The sequence below is a fragment of the Niallia sp. FSL M8-0099 genome (assembly GCF_038006945.1).
Lineage (GTDB): Bacteria > Bacillota > Bacilli > Bacillales > Cytobacillaceae > Niallia > Niallia circulans.
On the sequence record NZ_JBBOWF010000001.1, the window covers coordinates 792784 to 808475 of the forward strand.

Genomic DNA, 15692 nt, shown 5'->3' on the forward strand with positions numbered 1-15692 from the left:
TATATTTAATCACCCAACCTTACAGTATACAGACTTTTAATGAGAACCTTTTTCATGAGCAGGTTCATCTGGAATAATTGCTGATAAAATGAAAACTAGTACGGAAAAGACAGCTGTCAGAATTAGTCCCATTGAAAAATTAAAAGGAACCCCATTCATTGAACCAACAACATAAACTAACATTTGAGCAAGTAAAAATGTCCAAAAAATTGTCATTATGTAACGCAACCGAAATCACCTCTTTATAGCTTGCTTATCATAACCATCTTACCACATAGAAGCTAAATAATAAATGTGAATGATAGAGCTTTCTTAAATTCTTCACTTTTTCCATTATAAATAATATTTCCGATTATGTTAATATGTCATTCCTATAACAGAAATAGATAAAAAATCTGATTGTTTTCTGAGATGATTCCGCATTTCTTCTTGAAATATAGGCAAACTCCCTTACGTTTTAATTAAAGAGACATACATTATTAAAAGGAAAATGCTAAAAAGGAGTTTTTAAGATGGAGAACCGGAACTTCCTGTTAGATACCGAATGGAACATGATACATTATCCTCATCGACCTAATGGTTTCGGTATCTTAATAATTGGAGACGAAAGAAATTATGTAACTGACACTAATAGTTTTTGGAACCAAAATGAAGGAAAGCGGAATTTAATTGAATCGTTACGGGATAATGGATATACGATATTTTATTCCAATCTATATGGAAAGAACTGGGGCAGTGAAAAAGCTTTGCAATTGGCGAAAAGATTATATGAACATATTATTCGAACAGAAATATTGAACCAGAGAATTCATATAATTGCCGAAGGAATGGGGGCACTGACAGCGATTCAATTAATGATGGAGATGAAAGACAATATTCGATCTGTTGTTTTGTTAAACCCAATTTTATCTTTAAAAGAACATTTAGATAGAGAGAAAGAGCATAAGTTTTTTATAAAAAAGTTAACGAATGAGATAAGTATCGCTTTTAATACCAATAAGCAGGAGTTATTCGAAGTAGTAAAGGAGAAAAAGGAGTATCAGTTAGATGAGGCTGAAATCCCAACTAAAATAATTCATATTTTGCATAATGGTAGATCTTATTACCAATCAAATGGATTAAAAAAAGCTTCTGTAATTTGGGAAGAAAAAGACCTGCCTATTTTTGTATCCTATGTATTACCAGAGAAAAGGAGTGCCATTCCGAAACAAATTGCAACGTTTTTTAAGAAATATGAGAAGACACTTTGAAAGAAAAGATGGTGTTCAAGTAGCAAAGGCTATATTAGAACACCATCTTTTTTGAACTTTTCATATGAAAATGGCTTCTGAAGAAAGCTTTTATTAAGCAGATGAAATAATTGTCTTTTTTACTGCATATGATACATTAAGTAATTTTAAGGGGAGGCTTCTTCATGAAGAAAGCTGTAATATTTGGCGTTTATCAGTTTGTGGGCTTTCATATATGCTCCACCTTACTAGAAGAAGGAGAGGAAATAATCGGCATCTCCTATCCGGAAATTTCGATAGAAGATTTAGAAGATAAGAGAATGGAAATTGGGCGCAATGCGAATTTTAGTGAGAAAAGCTTGGATAAGCTCCCTTTTATTCTCCAAGATCCAAATGTACAACATATATACTTTGACCTCTATACAATAAAACAAATATCAATATACGAAAAGATCCAAAATCTGTTTTCAAATTTTCGAGACAAAGAAACGAGCTGCGGTAAAAAGTTGACATTTTTAGTGAATATTACTTCTAGAGAGGCAGAAAGAGATTTTACAACCTTTTTAAAAGATAATTTAGTTGACCATGATATACAAGTAATCCATTTACCAACACTTTATGGTCCATGGCAGCCAAGTGATTTTTTATTTCAACAGATTGTAGAGGGAAAAGAGAAGAACGATATTCAGTTAAATGTCCGCGAGTATACAATGGATGCAATTTTTATTGAAGATGCGGTAAGGGAAGTAGTAAAAATGACAACGAAAGGACAAAATAATGATATTCTATTAAAGAGTAAGGAAATAAACCATTGGCAAAGATGCTTAGAACAATTACAATGGGATATACCAAAAACAAAAAGGGTTCTGCAATTATCTCGAAATTTACAAGAAGTAATCATTGAAAACAAAGGGACAATAGAGGATAACATAGAAAAGCAAAAGAAGCATTACGTATTTAATAGAATTTAGTAGTATTATAGGAGTAAATACAATGAAAAGTGCATGGATGAACATTCGTAAATCAATAATTAGGGGAAAGATTTTTTTTATCCTTCCTCTAATGGCGTGTGTTCTTTTCCTTTTTCTATTCTTTCATACTTCACTGGAGAAACAAGGAAAATTAGAAAAAGTTGGTCTTCTTGTAGTTGGAACAGTAAATGATCAGGCATGGGGGACGCAAGGATATAAAGGATTATTAAATATACATACGAAACTTGGGGTAGATGTGTTTTATAAAGAGTCTATTGATTCTTACACAATTGCAGAAAGAGCAGTGAAGGAATTACAGGGAAAAGGGGTTAATTTAATTTTTGGCCACGGCGGAAACTTTGTGCAGTATTTTAACATTCTTTCTCAAAAATTTCCCTCCATCCATTTTGTTAGTTTAAATGGAAGAGAACCTGCAACACAATCGAATACAAGTAATATTAAACTAGAGAATTATCCGATGGGTTTTTTTAGCGGGATGGTTGCCGGTCATATGACAAGAACAAATATGGTAGGCGTTATTGGTGCATACGATTGGCAAGAGGAGGCCAATGGTTTTGAAGCAGGGGTCCACTACATCAATAAGGATGTAAAGGTCTTGAAAGAATTCGTTAATGATTGGGATAACCGTGAAAAAGCGATGAGTCTGTTAGATAAGGAGATCAGTCAAAATGTAGACGTGGTTTATCCAGTCGGTGATGGTTTTCATGTGGGGATCATTGAAAGAATGAAAGAAAATGGTTTATACGCGATTGGATATATTTCAGATCAGTCTTCTATAGGAAAATATGCGGTCTTAACAAGCACCATTCAAGATATACCCAAGCTGTATGGGCAAATCGCTCAAGCATTTAATGAGGGGAAACTAAAGTCTGGAAATCGTGCATGTGGAATTAGAGACGATACCATTTTTCTAGGGAAATATAGTCCCAATGTTGATAAAGAGTTTATAGAACGGTTGGAGAAAGACTTAGAACGCTATAAGAACACAGGCAAATTGCCGAATGAAATTTAAATTAAAATAGAAAATCAAAAACAATTTTTCAAAAGAAAGCTTGATATCTTTTGAAAAATTGTTTTTTTTTTGAACCAAAAAATTTAAAAAGTGACCAGAAATACTCACTGCTTTGGCTGAAATGGAAGGAAATCATGCATTTTTAAATTAATACAGGAGTCTGCACAATTATGTGCAAATAAAGGTATTAATGTAATAAAGAATGAGCTTTATACTAAAAACATAGTGATGAAAACGCTTAATAATGAGGAGGGAAATATAAATGAATAATTCATGGTTAGACCTGGAAGGGAAAGTTGCCATTGTAACAGGTGGATCTTCTGGGATTGGTTTTGCTATTGCAAAAGAGTTAGTTAATAATGGTGCGAAGGTGATTATCTCTGATTTAGTAGGAGAAGAGGGGCAGCAAGCAGATGGTTCTTTTCTTATAAAATGTGATGTCACTAATAAAGAAAGTGTTGATCGAATGATTAATAAAGTTATTGAACAATATGGAAAGCTTGATATTTTAGTTAATAATGCTGGGGTGAACTTACCAAGATTGCTAGTTGATATAAAAGGAGAGAAACCACAATATGAATTAAATGAAAAAGATTTTGACTTTATGGTTGCGGTTAATCAAAAAGGTCCATATCTTTGTGCACAAGCGGCAGCGAAGGAAATGCTGAAGCAAGGTAAAGGGGTAATTATTAATGTTGCTTCTGAAGCGGGTCAAGAAGGATCGGCAGGTCAGAGTTGTTATTCTGCTACCAAAGGAGCGCTAATCTCATTTTCTCGCGCATGGGCAAAAGAGTTAGGAGCATATAATATTCGCGTAGTTGCTATTGCTCCAGGAATATTAGAGAAAACAGGTTTGCGCACGAGTGCTTACAATGAAGCTTTAGCTTATACTCGAGGTGTTACTGTAGACGATTTATCAACTGATTACAGTAAATCAATTCCGATTGGCAGGGAGGGTAAATTAAAAGAGGTTGGTGATTTAGTGTCCTATCTTGCTTCAGATAGAGCTAGTTATATTACAGGGACGACCTTTAATATATCAGGTGGAAAATCACGTGGCTAATAAACTAGCCATTTAATGAATAAATCAGTTAATATACCAATGCTTTATGATATATTTAGTGAATTGAATATAAGCATAGTTCATATATGAACAACAGGATATAAGGGTGTGGTAATTAAATGACTGATTTAAATTCCAGTAGTCGCATAGGGAAAATTATAGAATTAACTGCTAAAAAAATGTATTGTCCTTTAGATTATCTTGCGCAGCAAATGGGGATAAGTGCAAGAACTGTTCGGCTAGTAATTAAGCAATTTAATAAAGAATTAGAAGGAATAGCTGAATTGATTAATGAAAGAGGGAAAGGTTTTTTTTTGAAAATTCACAATCAGGAAAAGCTTAATAGGGTTATAGAGCAGTTTAATAATCTCTCTCAAATGGTTGATTCACCTCAAAGAAGAATCGCAACTGTTATCGATATGTTATTGAATGATGATGGAATAATAACTATGGATGAAATGGCCTTTGAGTTAAATTTAGGAAGAACAACATTAGTGAATGAATTAAAAAAAGCATCAGTGGCTCTCGAAACGTATAATCTTGCCATCAAAGGAAAACAGAACAAGGGGATGTATTTAAAAGGTAGAGAAATAGATTTGCGATTTTTTATATTGGATAATTTATTTCCATATCTTTTTACCGAAGATTCATTGGATAAAGATATTAAAGAAGCAATTATAGAAGTCGCCAATCATTATGATTTTGAGATAAGTACGAAAGATAGATTGCTTCATTCTATTATTATTATGCTTGATCGTTTTTTAAAAGGTCACCCTATAAAAGAAATGGATGATAACTACCATAAGATAGTAAATTCACCTGATTTCAATATAGCCTTAGAAATAAGCAAAGTTCTTGAAAGGAAATTATCTATAAGCCTACCTAGATGTGAGATTCTTTTTATTGCATTGCCAATCGTCGGGAGAAGGACACCAATTAATAGCCATTCCATTGAAGGTGTTATAGTAACAAAGGAAATCACGAATCTTTTGGATAATAGTATCACTAATTTAGGCTTTAATTTAAATAAGGTAAAAGAAAGTGGAGATTTTTATAAGGATTTACAATATCATCTTACTTTTATGATAAATCGATTAATGTTTAATATCCAATTGAAAAATCCTTTATTAGATGATATCAAAGGAAAGTACCCCTTGGCATATCAAATGTCAGAAATAGTTGGAGAAAGTATTTTCAAAGAATATGGAATGAAAGTTTCAGCAGAAGAACTTGGATATATCGCATTATATTTTGGTGTTTTCATTGAGAATAACAAGGACAATCTTAAGAAATTAGAACAGGTAGTAGTTGTATGTGGAACTGGTAGAGGGACAGCAAAAATTGTAGCAATGCAGCTGAAAAAAATACTCGACCCCCATACTAAAATAGATATCTTTTCTGAAAATGAATTAAGTAAGAATACATTAGATAAGTATGATATTGTCTTTTCGACAGTTAATATACCCTATGCCATTCAAACGCCGTTAGTTATCATTAGTGAAATCTTTGATGAGAAAAAGGTTCTGCAACAAATCGAACATATTAGTTACTTAGATAAATTTAAAATTAAAGAAAATAGTAGTACAAGTTTCCATTCTGTTATTAAACTACTGCTAAATAAACAAAAATTCTTTATTTTAGATAAATCGTTAAGTTACTCAGAAAATCTAAATTGGATGGTTGATCAGCTAACTTTAAATGGTTATGTGGATGATGGCTTCAAACAGCGCTTGCAAATAAGAGAAGAAAAAGGGTCGATGATATTTGATAAATATATTGCACTTCCACATACCCTCAATTATCAGTCAGACAAAATAGAGCTGGCGGTAGGGATTTTTCCAGAAACAGTCTGGCAGGATAATCATGCGTTAAAGTTAGTATTTTTGTTAGCCTTACCAGAACATACAGAATATGATGCTGGTTTATTAGTGAAAATTTATGATGAAATTATTAATATATCTTCTAATACAAAATTGGTGAATAAATTGATTCAAGTTAAAAAATATGAAGATTTATGTCTTTATCTCGAGGATGGAATAGAGAAGGATATTTAGGATGTGAATGAATGGAACTAATTATAATTATGCTTTTAATAGCAGGAGCATTTGTTATTCAAATGGGATTGGGATTTTTACAGATTAAACATTTTACTAAAGGCTATACGGAACTTAGAAGAATGGGAAAAGTAGCGATTGGGAAGAAACCTGGCCGGATTAAAGCAGGCACCATTGTTTTGTTTGCAATCAATAATAATGGCAGAATCCTTGCCGCAAAAAAAATGCAAGGAGTCACCGTAATGGCGAAATTTCGAGATTTGCCAGGTTTTCTTGATAAGAATATTAGAAATTTAAAAGATGAAGATTTAAAGCATTGCAATAAATTACTAAGAGATGCAATTTTAGATGCCTCAAATAATTACAAGATAATTATGAATGGTGGAGTCGTGCCAGAAAAAGATAGTTTCTTTAAAAGAATGATGATACGAGCAGAAAATGCCGTTTCATTTAAAAAATAAGAAGAGGTGTAATTCATGGATTATATCATAAAGTTTGCTGAAGGATTTAGAAATTTATTTGATACAGGAGCAGAGACGTTCATTTCCTGGATGACAGGTATAGTTCCAGTAGTGTTATTACTACTGGTAGCGATGAATACTATCATTCAATTAATAGGTGAAAATCGTATTAATCGTTTAGCGTCGGCTTCTTCCAAAAATCCCTTATTAAGATATTTAGTTTTACCATTATTAGGGACATTTATGTTAGGTAATCCAATGGGGTTATCGTTAGGAAGATTTTTACCAGAGAAATATAAACCTAGTTATTATGCATCTGCATCTTATTTCTGTCACACAAGTAATGGGCTATTTCCTCATATTAACCCAGGAGAGCTATTTATTTTCCTAGGAATTGCCGCAGGAATAGAACAATTAGGCTTTAGCACGGCTGATTTAGCGGTTAGGTACTTCCTAGTGGGATTAGTTATGAATTTCTTCGCAGGTTGGATTACGGATTTTACAACGAAAATGGTAGAAAAACAGCAAGGAATAAAATTAAATTCCGAAGTGAAATTAAATCATTAAGATGGAGGATTCCGATATGGCACATTATCGAACGATAAAAATAAAAAAAGGAAATGGTGGATTTGGTGGTCCGCTGATAGTTACTCCAACGGAGCAAAGAAATAAAATTGTGTATATTACTGGTGGAGGAGCAAAACCAGATATAGTTGATAAAATTGTGGAATTAACTGGAGCGGAGCCGGTAAATGGATTTAAAACATCTGTACCTGATGAGCAAATTGCCATTGCAATTATAGATTGTGGTGGGACATTAAGATGTGGGATTTATCCACAAAAAAGAATACCAACGATTAATATAATGCCTACAGGAAAAAGCGGCCCTTTAGCAAAATTTATCACAGAAGACATTTATGTGTCTGCGGTAGGATTAAATCAAATTGAACTTATGGAAAACGAAGCTGTCTTGGAGAATGCGAGTTCAGTAGATAAAGAAGATAATATACCTAAGAAAGAGTATAAATATAGTACAGACAAAAAAATCTCTCAAACTTTGGCTGAAAATCATAAACAAGGACTTCTAACAAAAATAGGGCTTGGAGCAGGGAAAGTAATCAGTACTTTTTATCAAGCTGGTCGTGAAGCAGTTCAAACATTAATTAATACAATTATTCCATTTATGGCATTTGTATCATTATTAATTGGTATCATTCAAGGTTCCGGAATTGGAAACGTATTCGCTAATTTAATGTCTCCATTAGCAGGAAACATTATTGGTCTCTTATTAATTGGTTTAATATGCTCTTTACCATTTCTATCACCGTTATTGGGACCTGGGGCGGTAATTGCCCAAATTATCGGAACTTTAATAGGTGTTGAAATTGGTAAGGGTAATATTCCACCGAACTTAGCGTTACCTGCAGTTTTTGCTATAAATACACAATGTGCAGCAGATTTTATTCCTGTCGGGTTAGGTCTAGCAGAGGCAGAAGCGGAAACAGTGGAAGTAGGGGTACCGTCCGTATTATATTCAAGATTTTTAATAGGGGTACCACGAGTATTCGTTGCTTGGTTAGCAAGCTTTGGATTATATAGTAATTAAGAAAGAGGATAATAAAACAACTAATGGAGGCGAATGGCATATCAATATGCCGGTTAAGATGAAAACAATTTACGAAAACACAATTAATAGTATAGGGCCATTAGCCACAAGCTTTCTAGAAGAAAAGATGATCATTCTCTTTGGAGAAGGAGCACCTAAAGAATTAGCAGAATTTTGCTACGGAATTGAAGTGGTTGGTGTCATGGATAAGATAAAAACAGGTCAAAAAGTAATGATAAATAATGAATCATATGAAATAACATCTGTTGGTGAGATTGTAGAACAAAATTTAACATCTATGGGACATATTACATTACGCTTTAATGGGGCTACAACTCCTGAACTTCCTGGTACTCTTTATATAGAGGATAAAGACATGCCAGTTTTAGAAATTGGTACGAAAATACGAATTGTTTCCGAGTAAAAAGATTCGATAGGAGATTTCCAATTAGAAATTATAATCATTGCAATGAGTTAAGTAAAAATAAGGTGCAAGTAGATAATGAATTGGGAATCTTCTATTTTTAATTTTTTGCCAAATTTTTTTAAAAAGAAAAGAGGAGAATCTTTCCGTGAGACTATATATTGATTCAGCAAATCTTGAGCAAATTGAAAGAATAAATGAATATTATCCTATTTCTGGTGTGACTACTAATCCTTCTATTCTCGTAAAGGAAAAAAAGCCCTATATTCAAGTTCTTCAAGATATTCGGAAAATTCTAGGAGAAGATAAAGAGCTTTTTATTCAAGTTATTGCAGATAATGCAAGTGAAATAGTAAAGGAAGCTGAGTATTTCCAAACAAGGATTTCAGGGAAGATAATTATAAAAATTCCTGTTACGGAAGAAGGAATAAAAGCAATAAAAGCGTTAACTGCAAAAAAAATACCAACGTTAGCCACAACCATATATACTCCATTTCAAGCGTTAATCGCGGCAAAAGCAGGAGCAAAGTATGTTGCTCCTTATGTTAATCGGATTGATGATTTATTAGGAGATGGCATTCGTGTAGTGAGTGAAATAGTTACTCTGTTTACCACACATAAAATTAGTACCGAAGTATTAGCGGCAAGTTTTAAAAACGTTCAACAGGTCTATGAAGCATGTTTAACTGGAGCTCATACCATAACTGTAGCTCCTGAAATAATTGAAAAATTAATTGATTTTCCAGCAACTACTAGAGATGTTAGAGTCTTTCAGAGTCAGTGGGAGGATACGTTTGGAAAGGCTGGGAATCCCCTTCTTAAGTAAATAAATGGAGCGAAACAAATATGGAAACGAACAAAATTGTATTTTTTGATTTAGATGGAACACTTCTGACTAGTAAGCTTACTGTGTCAGATAGTTCCATTGCGGCAATAAAAAAATTAAAGGAAAACGGTGTTGAGCCTATTATAGCTACAGGTAGAACATTAATGGAAATAGGATATATATTAGAAGCTACAGGTATTAATTCAGTAGTTGCTATGAATGGACAGTATGTAGTGTATAAAGGAACAACGATTTATGAAAATCCATTAGAAGTAAGTGTAGTAAAAGAACTTCATCTGGATGCAATGAAAAATAGGCATGAAATGGCGTTCTATAATGCGGAAAAGATTTGCGTTACAAATGAGGGGTCTACTTTAATTAGGAAGAATTATGAAAGAGTAGGTGGGAAATATCCTCCTATAAATGAAGGCTTGTACAATCAAGAACCCATTCATTTAATGTTAATTTTTTGTGAACCAGATGAAGAAGTCTATTATCAGGAGAAGTTCCCACATTTTCAGTTTATAAGAAATTCACCTTATGGATGTGATATCTACCCCAAAGGAAAGTCAAAGGCAACAGGCATAAAGTATTTGTTAACTCATTTAAATTGTTCTGTTGAGAATACGTATGCATTTGGAGACGGATTAAATGATTTAGAAATGTTTGAACTCGTTAAATATCCAGTTGCAATGGGAAACGCATTTGATATTGTAAAAAAATCAGCCAGCTATGTTACAACTAGTAACGACGAGGATGGTATCGTAAATGGATTACACTTATGTGGAATCATTTGATCCGTTAGTAAAAATTAAAAATCATAAAAGAGGATGGATTAACAAGTAATGATATTTTGCAAAGTTAATCCATCCATTTTTTTATAAATGGGGTAATTTTCTTAAAAATAGGTTTTAAGTCATTTGCTGATGTCATTAACAAATCAACGTTTTTTATCAGAAGTTCCAAGTCAATTTGATTTAAAAAATTTGCAACCGCATCAATATTTACATTTTCATCTTTTTCTTCTACTTGCTGTGTTTTTCCGCCACTTCTTCCAAGAATCCAATCATCCCCTTTCTCTCTTCTGCTGTAGGATGGTTGTTTGTCGTTATGCTGGAAATGTTCAACCTGCTGCTTTTTTCTAACAGATTGACGGTTTGTACCAAACATAAACATGGAAAAGTGATCAATTGCTGTCTCTTCCTCTTCTATTTTTTCATTATCTTTTTCATCATAGAATTCCTCTTTAAGATCCTCCACACTATTTCCTCCTATTTCACGATTATGGAATGATGCTCTTAATATGCTATGATAAATATCAAGGAATGCTTAGACCAATGTAATAGAAAGTAAAATATGTTGCAAAAGGGTAGAGGAATTTGATAAAATTAGTACCAAGTCATAATAATTGATAATAATATAATACTGTATGAATAATGTTTTCTTTGGAATAACAGTGAGAATAAACGAAGAAAACGGTATAAGCTTCTTTGTCTGTGAATTACCAAAGGCACCGATTTAAACTCAACAGACTGGCATCATTTAAGCAATCATTCTAATAGGATTTAATGAAAAGACTGTTTATACTAATTAACAGTCATAAACGAAACATATACCGGATAACCGGTGACTATAAAGGAGCTGAAAGCTTTGGGAACAGGAATAATTGGTATTGGCCGTGAACTTCCAGAGAAAATTTTAACAAACTTTGATTTAGAAAAAATGGTTGATACGAATGATGAATGGATTAGAACAAGAACTGGGATAGAAGAACGAAGAATTGCAGACGACAATACAGATACATCTGATATTGCATTAGCTGCAGCAAAGAAAGCAATTGATGATGCAGGTATTCACCCAGAAGATATTGATATGATTATGGTGGCAACTGTTACGCCAGATCAATCATTCCCTTCTGTTGCCTGTATGATTCAAGAAAAACTAGGAGCTAAAAAAGCAGCAGCGATGGATTTAAGTGCTGCATGTGCAGGTTTTATGTATGGGATGATAACTGCCCAACAATTTATTGATACAGGTGTTTATAAATATATACTTGTTGTTGGGGTAGAAAAGCTTTCTAAAATTACGAACTGGGAAGATCGCAATACTGCTGTTCTCTTTGGTGATGGTGCAGGAGCTGCTGTATTAGGGAAGGTTTCTGAAGGAAGAGGCATTCTTTCTTTTGAGCTAGGGGCAGATGGTTCAGGTGGAAAACATCTTTATTTAGATGAGGAAGACTATATTTACATGAATGGTAGAGAAGTTTTTAAATTTGCTGTTCGCCAAATGGGAGAAAGCAGTGAGAATGTTTTGGTGAAAGCTGGATTATCTAAAGAAGACGTAGACTTTCTTATTCCCCACCAAGCTAATATTCGCATAATGGAAGCATCCAGACAAAGATTAAACTTACCAGAAGAAAAACTATCGAAAACGGTTCATAAATATGGAAATACAAGTGCAGCATCTATTCCGATTTCATTGGTGGAGGAACTAGAAGCTGGTAAAATCAAAGATGATGATGTACTTGTAATGGTTGGTTTTGGTGGAGGTTTGACATGGGGCGCGATTGCAATGCGCTGGGGCAGATAATAAATTTCTTCCTATATAAATAGAATATACTTTTTAAGTTGATGATAATTACAAAAAAGGAGAAAAAGTCATGAGTACAAATAAAAGAGTAGTTGTTACTGGTATTGGTGCTGTAACACCGCTTGGTAATGATGCAATAACTACCTGGAAAAATATTGTTGCGGGAGTTTCTGGAATTGGCCCATTAACTAGAATAAATGCAGATGAATATCCAGCTAAAGTTGCAGCAGAAGTGAAGGACTTTAATCCAGAGGATTTTATGGATAAAAAAGATGCTAGAAAAATGGATCGCTTTACACAATATGCAGTCGCAGCTTCCCTGATGGCTGTAAAGGATGCTGAATTGCAAATCACTGATGAAAACGCACCGCGTGTTGGGGTTTGGATTGGGTCAGGTATTGGCGGAATGGAGACATTCGAAAATCAATATGAAACTTTCCAAAAAAGAGGATATAAACGAGTAAGTCCTTTCTTCGTACCAATGTTAATTCCAGATATGGCATCAGGACAGGTATCTATTACATTAGGAGCAAGAGGCGTGAATTCTTGTACAGTTACTGCTTGTGCAACGGGAACAAACTCAATCGGAGATGCCTTTAAAGTAATTCAGCGTGGCGATGCAGATGCGATGATTACTGGTGGAGCTGAAGCGCCGATTACTAAAATGTCAGTAGCAGGCTTCTGTGCAAATACGGCCTTATCCTTTAACCCAGATCCGAAAACAGCAAGCCGACCATTTGATGCAAATCGTGATGGCTTTGTTATTGGAGAAGGAGCAGGAATTGTTGTTCTAGAAGAATTAGAGCATGCATTAGCAAGAGGAGCTAAAATCTACGCAGAAATAGTTGGATATGGTTCAACTGGAGATGCTTATCATATTACTTCCCCTGCACCAGGAGGCGAAGGTGGAGCAAGAGCAATGAAAATGGCAATCAATGATGCAGGACTTACTCCAGAAGATGTTTCATATATTAATGCCCATGGTACAAGTACTGCTTATAATGATAAGTTTGAAACAATGGCTGTCAAAGAAGTATTTGGAGACTATGCTTATAAAGTACCAATGAGCTCAACCAAATCAATGACAGGTCACTTACTAGGTGCAGCAGGGGGAATAGAAGCTATTTTTAGCGTATTAGCCATAAAAGATAGCATCGTGCCACCAACGATTAATTTTGAAACAGCAGATCCAGATTGTGATCTAGACTATGTTATCAACACACATAGAAAACAAGAAGTAAATGTAGCAATGAGTAATTCCCTAGGATTCGGTGGTCATAACGCTACAATTGTGTTTAAAAAATATCAATAATTAATGGTTTTGTTTGAAAGAGCATTTAATAAAAAACTGCTAAGCTTCATTTATAAATCGAGGCTTAGCAGTTTTTTTATTACAAAAATAAAACATCGACTCTTTATTTATAATAATTTTAAATTAATATTGACTATTATTATAAAGTGTATATAATTAAAACTATAATTCTATTATTTAACATAGAAAATTCGGAGTGAATCAGTTTAGAAAGAAAACGCTTTCTTTAGAAGGTGAACTAGCATATTACGTAGAAAGGAAGAATTCTATGCTTAGTATAGAAAGAGCTAAAAACCTCTTAAAAGAAAAAAATATACGTTTAACACCACAACGGCTAGAATTAATTAACATACTTTCTAAAGACAACAAGCATTGGACAGTAGATGAAATTTACCATGTCCTAAATGAGAATATGCCTTCGGTAAGTATTACAACTGTTTATAATAATGTCCATCTATTTACGGAATTACAGTTATTAAAAGAGATACAATTCGGAGAAGGATTAAGTAAATATGAATGGAAGAAAGAGGATCATTATCATATTGTCTGTAGCAATTGTGGAGAAATAGTGGATATTTGGTATCCTACTTTAAGGGAGGTAGAGGCATTTGCGAAATCCATATCTAAGTTCCATATCAGTTCCCACAGCCTCCAATTTTATGGAACCTGTGAGCAGTGTTCAAATGCGTGAACGAAAAAAAGAGAATATTTGTTTAGAATGTAAACAACCAATAAAAAAATTGAAGCATTCCATCCGATGTGGATGTGGAAGTAGAATATTGAAAGATTTACAGAAATAAAAGCTAGATATATAAATTTATTTCGATTACAGAGAAAAGGGATAGACAAGAAGAACTGGGAGTGGAGTTCTTTATTGTCTATCCCTTTTTGTATAGGTAGTTTTGAAAAGACTGGCTGTTATCAAGGTTAAATAGTATCATACACTGCCAGCTATGGAACCTCTAATTTTGAAATCCATATACTGTTTAAATGAATAGGAAAAAATGAGTGAAGAGGGGAAATAGCGGTGGGGGTAATCAAAACAAATAAATGGTTAGAAGATAATTTTTATGAACCAACTACAATATGTGCACATTTTCAATCAGCATTTGATGGAGATAAGCCTCAAAATATATATCGATATTTAATGAGATTTGGAATGTATAAGCCATCAAGACATTCGAGACAAGCATTTGAGAAGATGAAGGAACAAGATACGTGGAATAAATTAGAGCGGATTTTTTCAAAGTATAAAAAAAAATGGAAGGGACCAGATATACCCATATATGTATTTCCCTTTCAGTCTTCATGGAGAGGAGAAGAAAATAAATCGGGTGTATCATTTCCTGATCAGCTTTTCTTATTTATTGGTGATGTAGAAAATGAAAAAGAGCTAGAAGCCCTTTTTATTCATGAATATCATCATGTATGCCGAATTCATTACCAAAAAAAAGCTATAGAAGATTATACTTTATTAGATTCCATCATAATGGAAGGGTTAGCAGAGCTTGCGGTGAAAGAAAACTGCGGAGAAGCCTATAATGCCACTTGGTGTCACTTATATGATGAAGAAGAAATAAAGCAATTTTGGGAGACGGAGCTTAAGGAATATTTACATGTAAAAAAAACAGAAGAGAAACATGATGATTTATTGTACGGTTATAGACGCTATCCACGCCTTATTGGCTATAATACAGGTTTTTATCTTGTTAATTCATTACATTCCAAGCACAAAATCTTAGAAAAAGATTATTTCACAATTAAAAGTGAAGTTTTTTTGTAAAATCACACTACTATTTGAATGGCGAGTTTAGCAAAATGGCTCGCTATTTTTATGGAAACACGAAAGGGAATCTCCTCTTAACAAAAAGAAAAAGACATGTTAACGAAAGTTTGTACATATTATGTTAATAGGTTATAAAAGTGGCATGGATGAATCCGAAACTAACCTAGTAAAAAAGAATCGTTCCATTTAAGGATGAACTTTGGCAATATATTTAAAGAGAAAAATGATATTCCGCTATTTATATGTCTATTACTAGAAAACTGGAATGCAAAGAGAAAATCGTATGAAAAAAATAATCCTTTGAAAATAGGAATAAATTTACTAAGCTCTGACAATAC

At 33.5% G+C, this 15692-nt stretch carries 17 protein-coding genes; 15 read left to right on the plus strand and 2 right to left on the minus strand.

Features of this window, described 5'->3' with window-relative positions:
• Positions 1-36: 36 nt before the first annotated feature.
• Positions 37-216: a YjzD family protein gene (locus NSQ92_RS03740; protein ID WP_235844452.1), complete on the minus strand. Its 180-nt coding sequence runs from the start codon at positions 214-216 to the stop codon at positions 37-39.
• Positions 217-512: 296 nt separating this feature from the next.
• On the opposite strand from NSQ92_RS03740, the gene NSQ92_RS03745 reads away from it, so the two are divergent.
• The 11 genes from NSQ92_RS03745 (at position 513) to NSQ92_RS03795 (ending at position 10464) form a co-directional block, all read left to right on the plus strand.
• Complete coding sequence (locus NSQ92_RS03745; protein ID WP_047942475.1) at positions 513-1250, plus strand: hydrolase; 738 nt, start codon at positions 513-515, stop codon at positions 1248-1250.
• A 164-nt stretch (positions 1251-1414) separates the two neighbouring features.
• Positions 1415-2200 (plus strand): hypothetical protein, encoded by a 786-nt coding sequence (locus NSQ92_RS03750; protein ID WP_047942473.1) that lies wholly within the window; start codon positions 1415-1417, stop codon positions 2198-2200.
• A 22-nt stretch (positions 2201-2222) separates the two neighbouring features.
• Entirely contained in the window at positions 2223-3233 is a 1011-nt protein-coding gene (locus NSQ92_RS03755) for a BMP family ABC transporter substrate-binding protein (protein ID WP_235850116.1), read from the plus strand.
• 262 nt (positions 3234-3495) lie between these two features.
• Positions 3496-4296, plus strand: coding sequence for an SDR family oxidoreductase (locus tag NSQ92_RS03760; protein ID WP_061797462.1), 801 nt, complete (start codon positions 3496-3498; stop codon positions 4294-4296).
• 119 nt (positions 4297-4415) lie between these two features.
• Positions 4416-6350: a BglG family transcription antiterminator gene (locus tag NSQ92_RS03765; protein WP_141231636.1), complete on the plus strand. Its 1935-nt coding sequence runs from the start codon at positions 4416-4418 to the stop codon at positions 6348-6350.
• Between the two features lie 11 nt (positions 6351-6361).
• The gene (locus NSQ92_RS03770; RefSeq protein ID WP_061797461.1) at positions 6362-6811 is read left to right on the plus strand and encodes a transcriptional regulator GutM; all 450 of its coding nucleotides are present in this window, start codon (positions 6362-6364) and stop codon (positions 6809-6811) included.
• Positions 6812-6826: 15 nt separating this feature from the next.
• A complete protein-coding gene (gene srlA, locus NSQ92_RS03775) occupies positions 6827-7378 on the plus strand; it encodes a PTS glucitol/sorbitol transporter subunit IIC (RefSeq protein ID WP_047942468.1) in 552 nt (183 codons plus the stop codon).
• Between the two features lie 16 nt (positions 7379-7394).
• Complete coding sequence (srlE, locus tag NSQ92_RS03780; RefSeq protein ID WP_047942467.1) at positions 7395-8417, plus strand: PTS glucitol/sorbitol transporter subunit IIB; 1023 nt, start codon at positions 7395-7397, stop codon at positions 8415-8417.
• Positions 8398-8841: a PTS glucitol/sorbitol transporter subunit IIA gene (locus tag NSQ92_RS03785; RefSeq protein ID WP_341152387.1), complete on the plus strand. Its 444-nt coding sequence runs from the start codon at positions 8398-8400 to the stop codon at positions 8839-8841. Before srlE ends, NSQ92_RS03785 begins: the two co-directional genes overlap by 20 nt.
• A 148-nt stretch (positions 8842-8989) precedes the next feature.
• A complete protein-coding gene (locus tag NSQ92_RS03790) occupies positions 8990-9667 on the plus strand; it encodes a transaldolase family protein (protein WP_047942466.1) in 678 nt (225 codons plus the stop codon).
• 20 nt (positions 9668-9687) lie between these two features.
• Positions 9688-10464 (plus strand): Cof-type HAD-IIB family hydrolase, encoded by a 777-nt coding sequence (locus tag NSQ92_RS03795; RefSeq protein ID WP_047942465.1) that lies wholly within the window; start codon positions 9688-9690, stop codon positions 10462-10464.
• A 64-nt stretch (positions 10465-10528) separates the two neighbouring features.
• Here the strand turns inward: NSQ92_RS03795 and NSQ92_RS03800 are convergent, their stop codons facing one another.
• Positions 10529-10927 carry a hypothetical protein gene (locus NSQ92_RS03800; protein WP_053215681.1) on the minus strand — a complete coding sequence of 133 codons (399 nt, stop codon included), beginning with the start codon at positions 10925-10927 and terminating at the stop codon, positions 10529-10531.
• Between the two features lie 390 nt (positions 10928-11317).
• Here NSQ92_RS03800 and NSQ92_RS03805 point away from each other — a divergent pair, with 390 nt between their 5' ends.
• The 4 genes from NSQ92_RS03805 (at position 11318) to NSQ92_RS03820 (ending at position 15351) form a co-directional block, all read left to right on the plus strand.
• Positions 11318-12256, plus strand: coding sequence for a beta-ketoacyl-ACP synthase III (locus NSQ92_RS03805; protein ID WP_047942464.1), 939 nt, complete (start codon positions 11318-11320; stop codon positions 12254-12256).
• Positions 12257-12326: 70 nt separating this feature from the next.
• Entirely contained in the window at positions 12327-13568 is a 1242-nt protein-coding gene (fabF, locus tag NSQ92_RS03810; RefSeq protein WP_047942462.1) for a beta-ketoacyl-ACP synthase II, read from the plus strand.
• A 268-nt stretch (positions 13569-13836) separates the two neighbouring features.
• Positions 13837-14259, plus strand: coding sequence for a Fur family transcriptional regulator (locus NSQ92_RS03815; RefSeq protein WP_047942461.1), 423 nt, complete (start codon positions 13837-13839; stop codon positions 14257-14259).
• A gap of 336 nt (positions 14260-14595) precedes the next feature.
• On the plus strand, positions 14596-15351 hold the full coding sequence (locus NSQ92_RS03820) for a DUF2268 domain-containing protein (RefSeq protein ID WP_341152388.1): 756 nt from the start codon (positions 14596-14598) through the stop codon (positions 15349-15351).
• Positions 15352-15692: the final 341 nt, after the last annotated feature.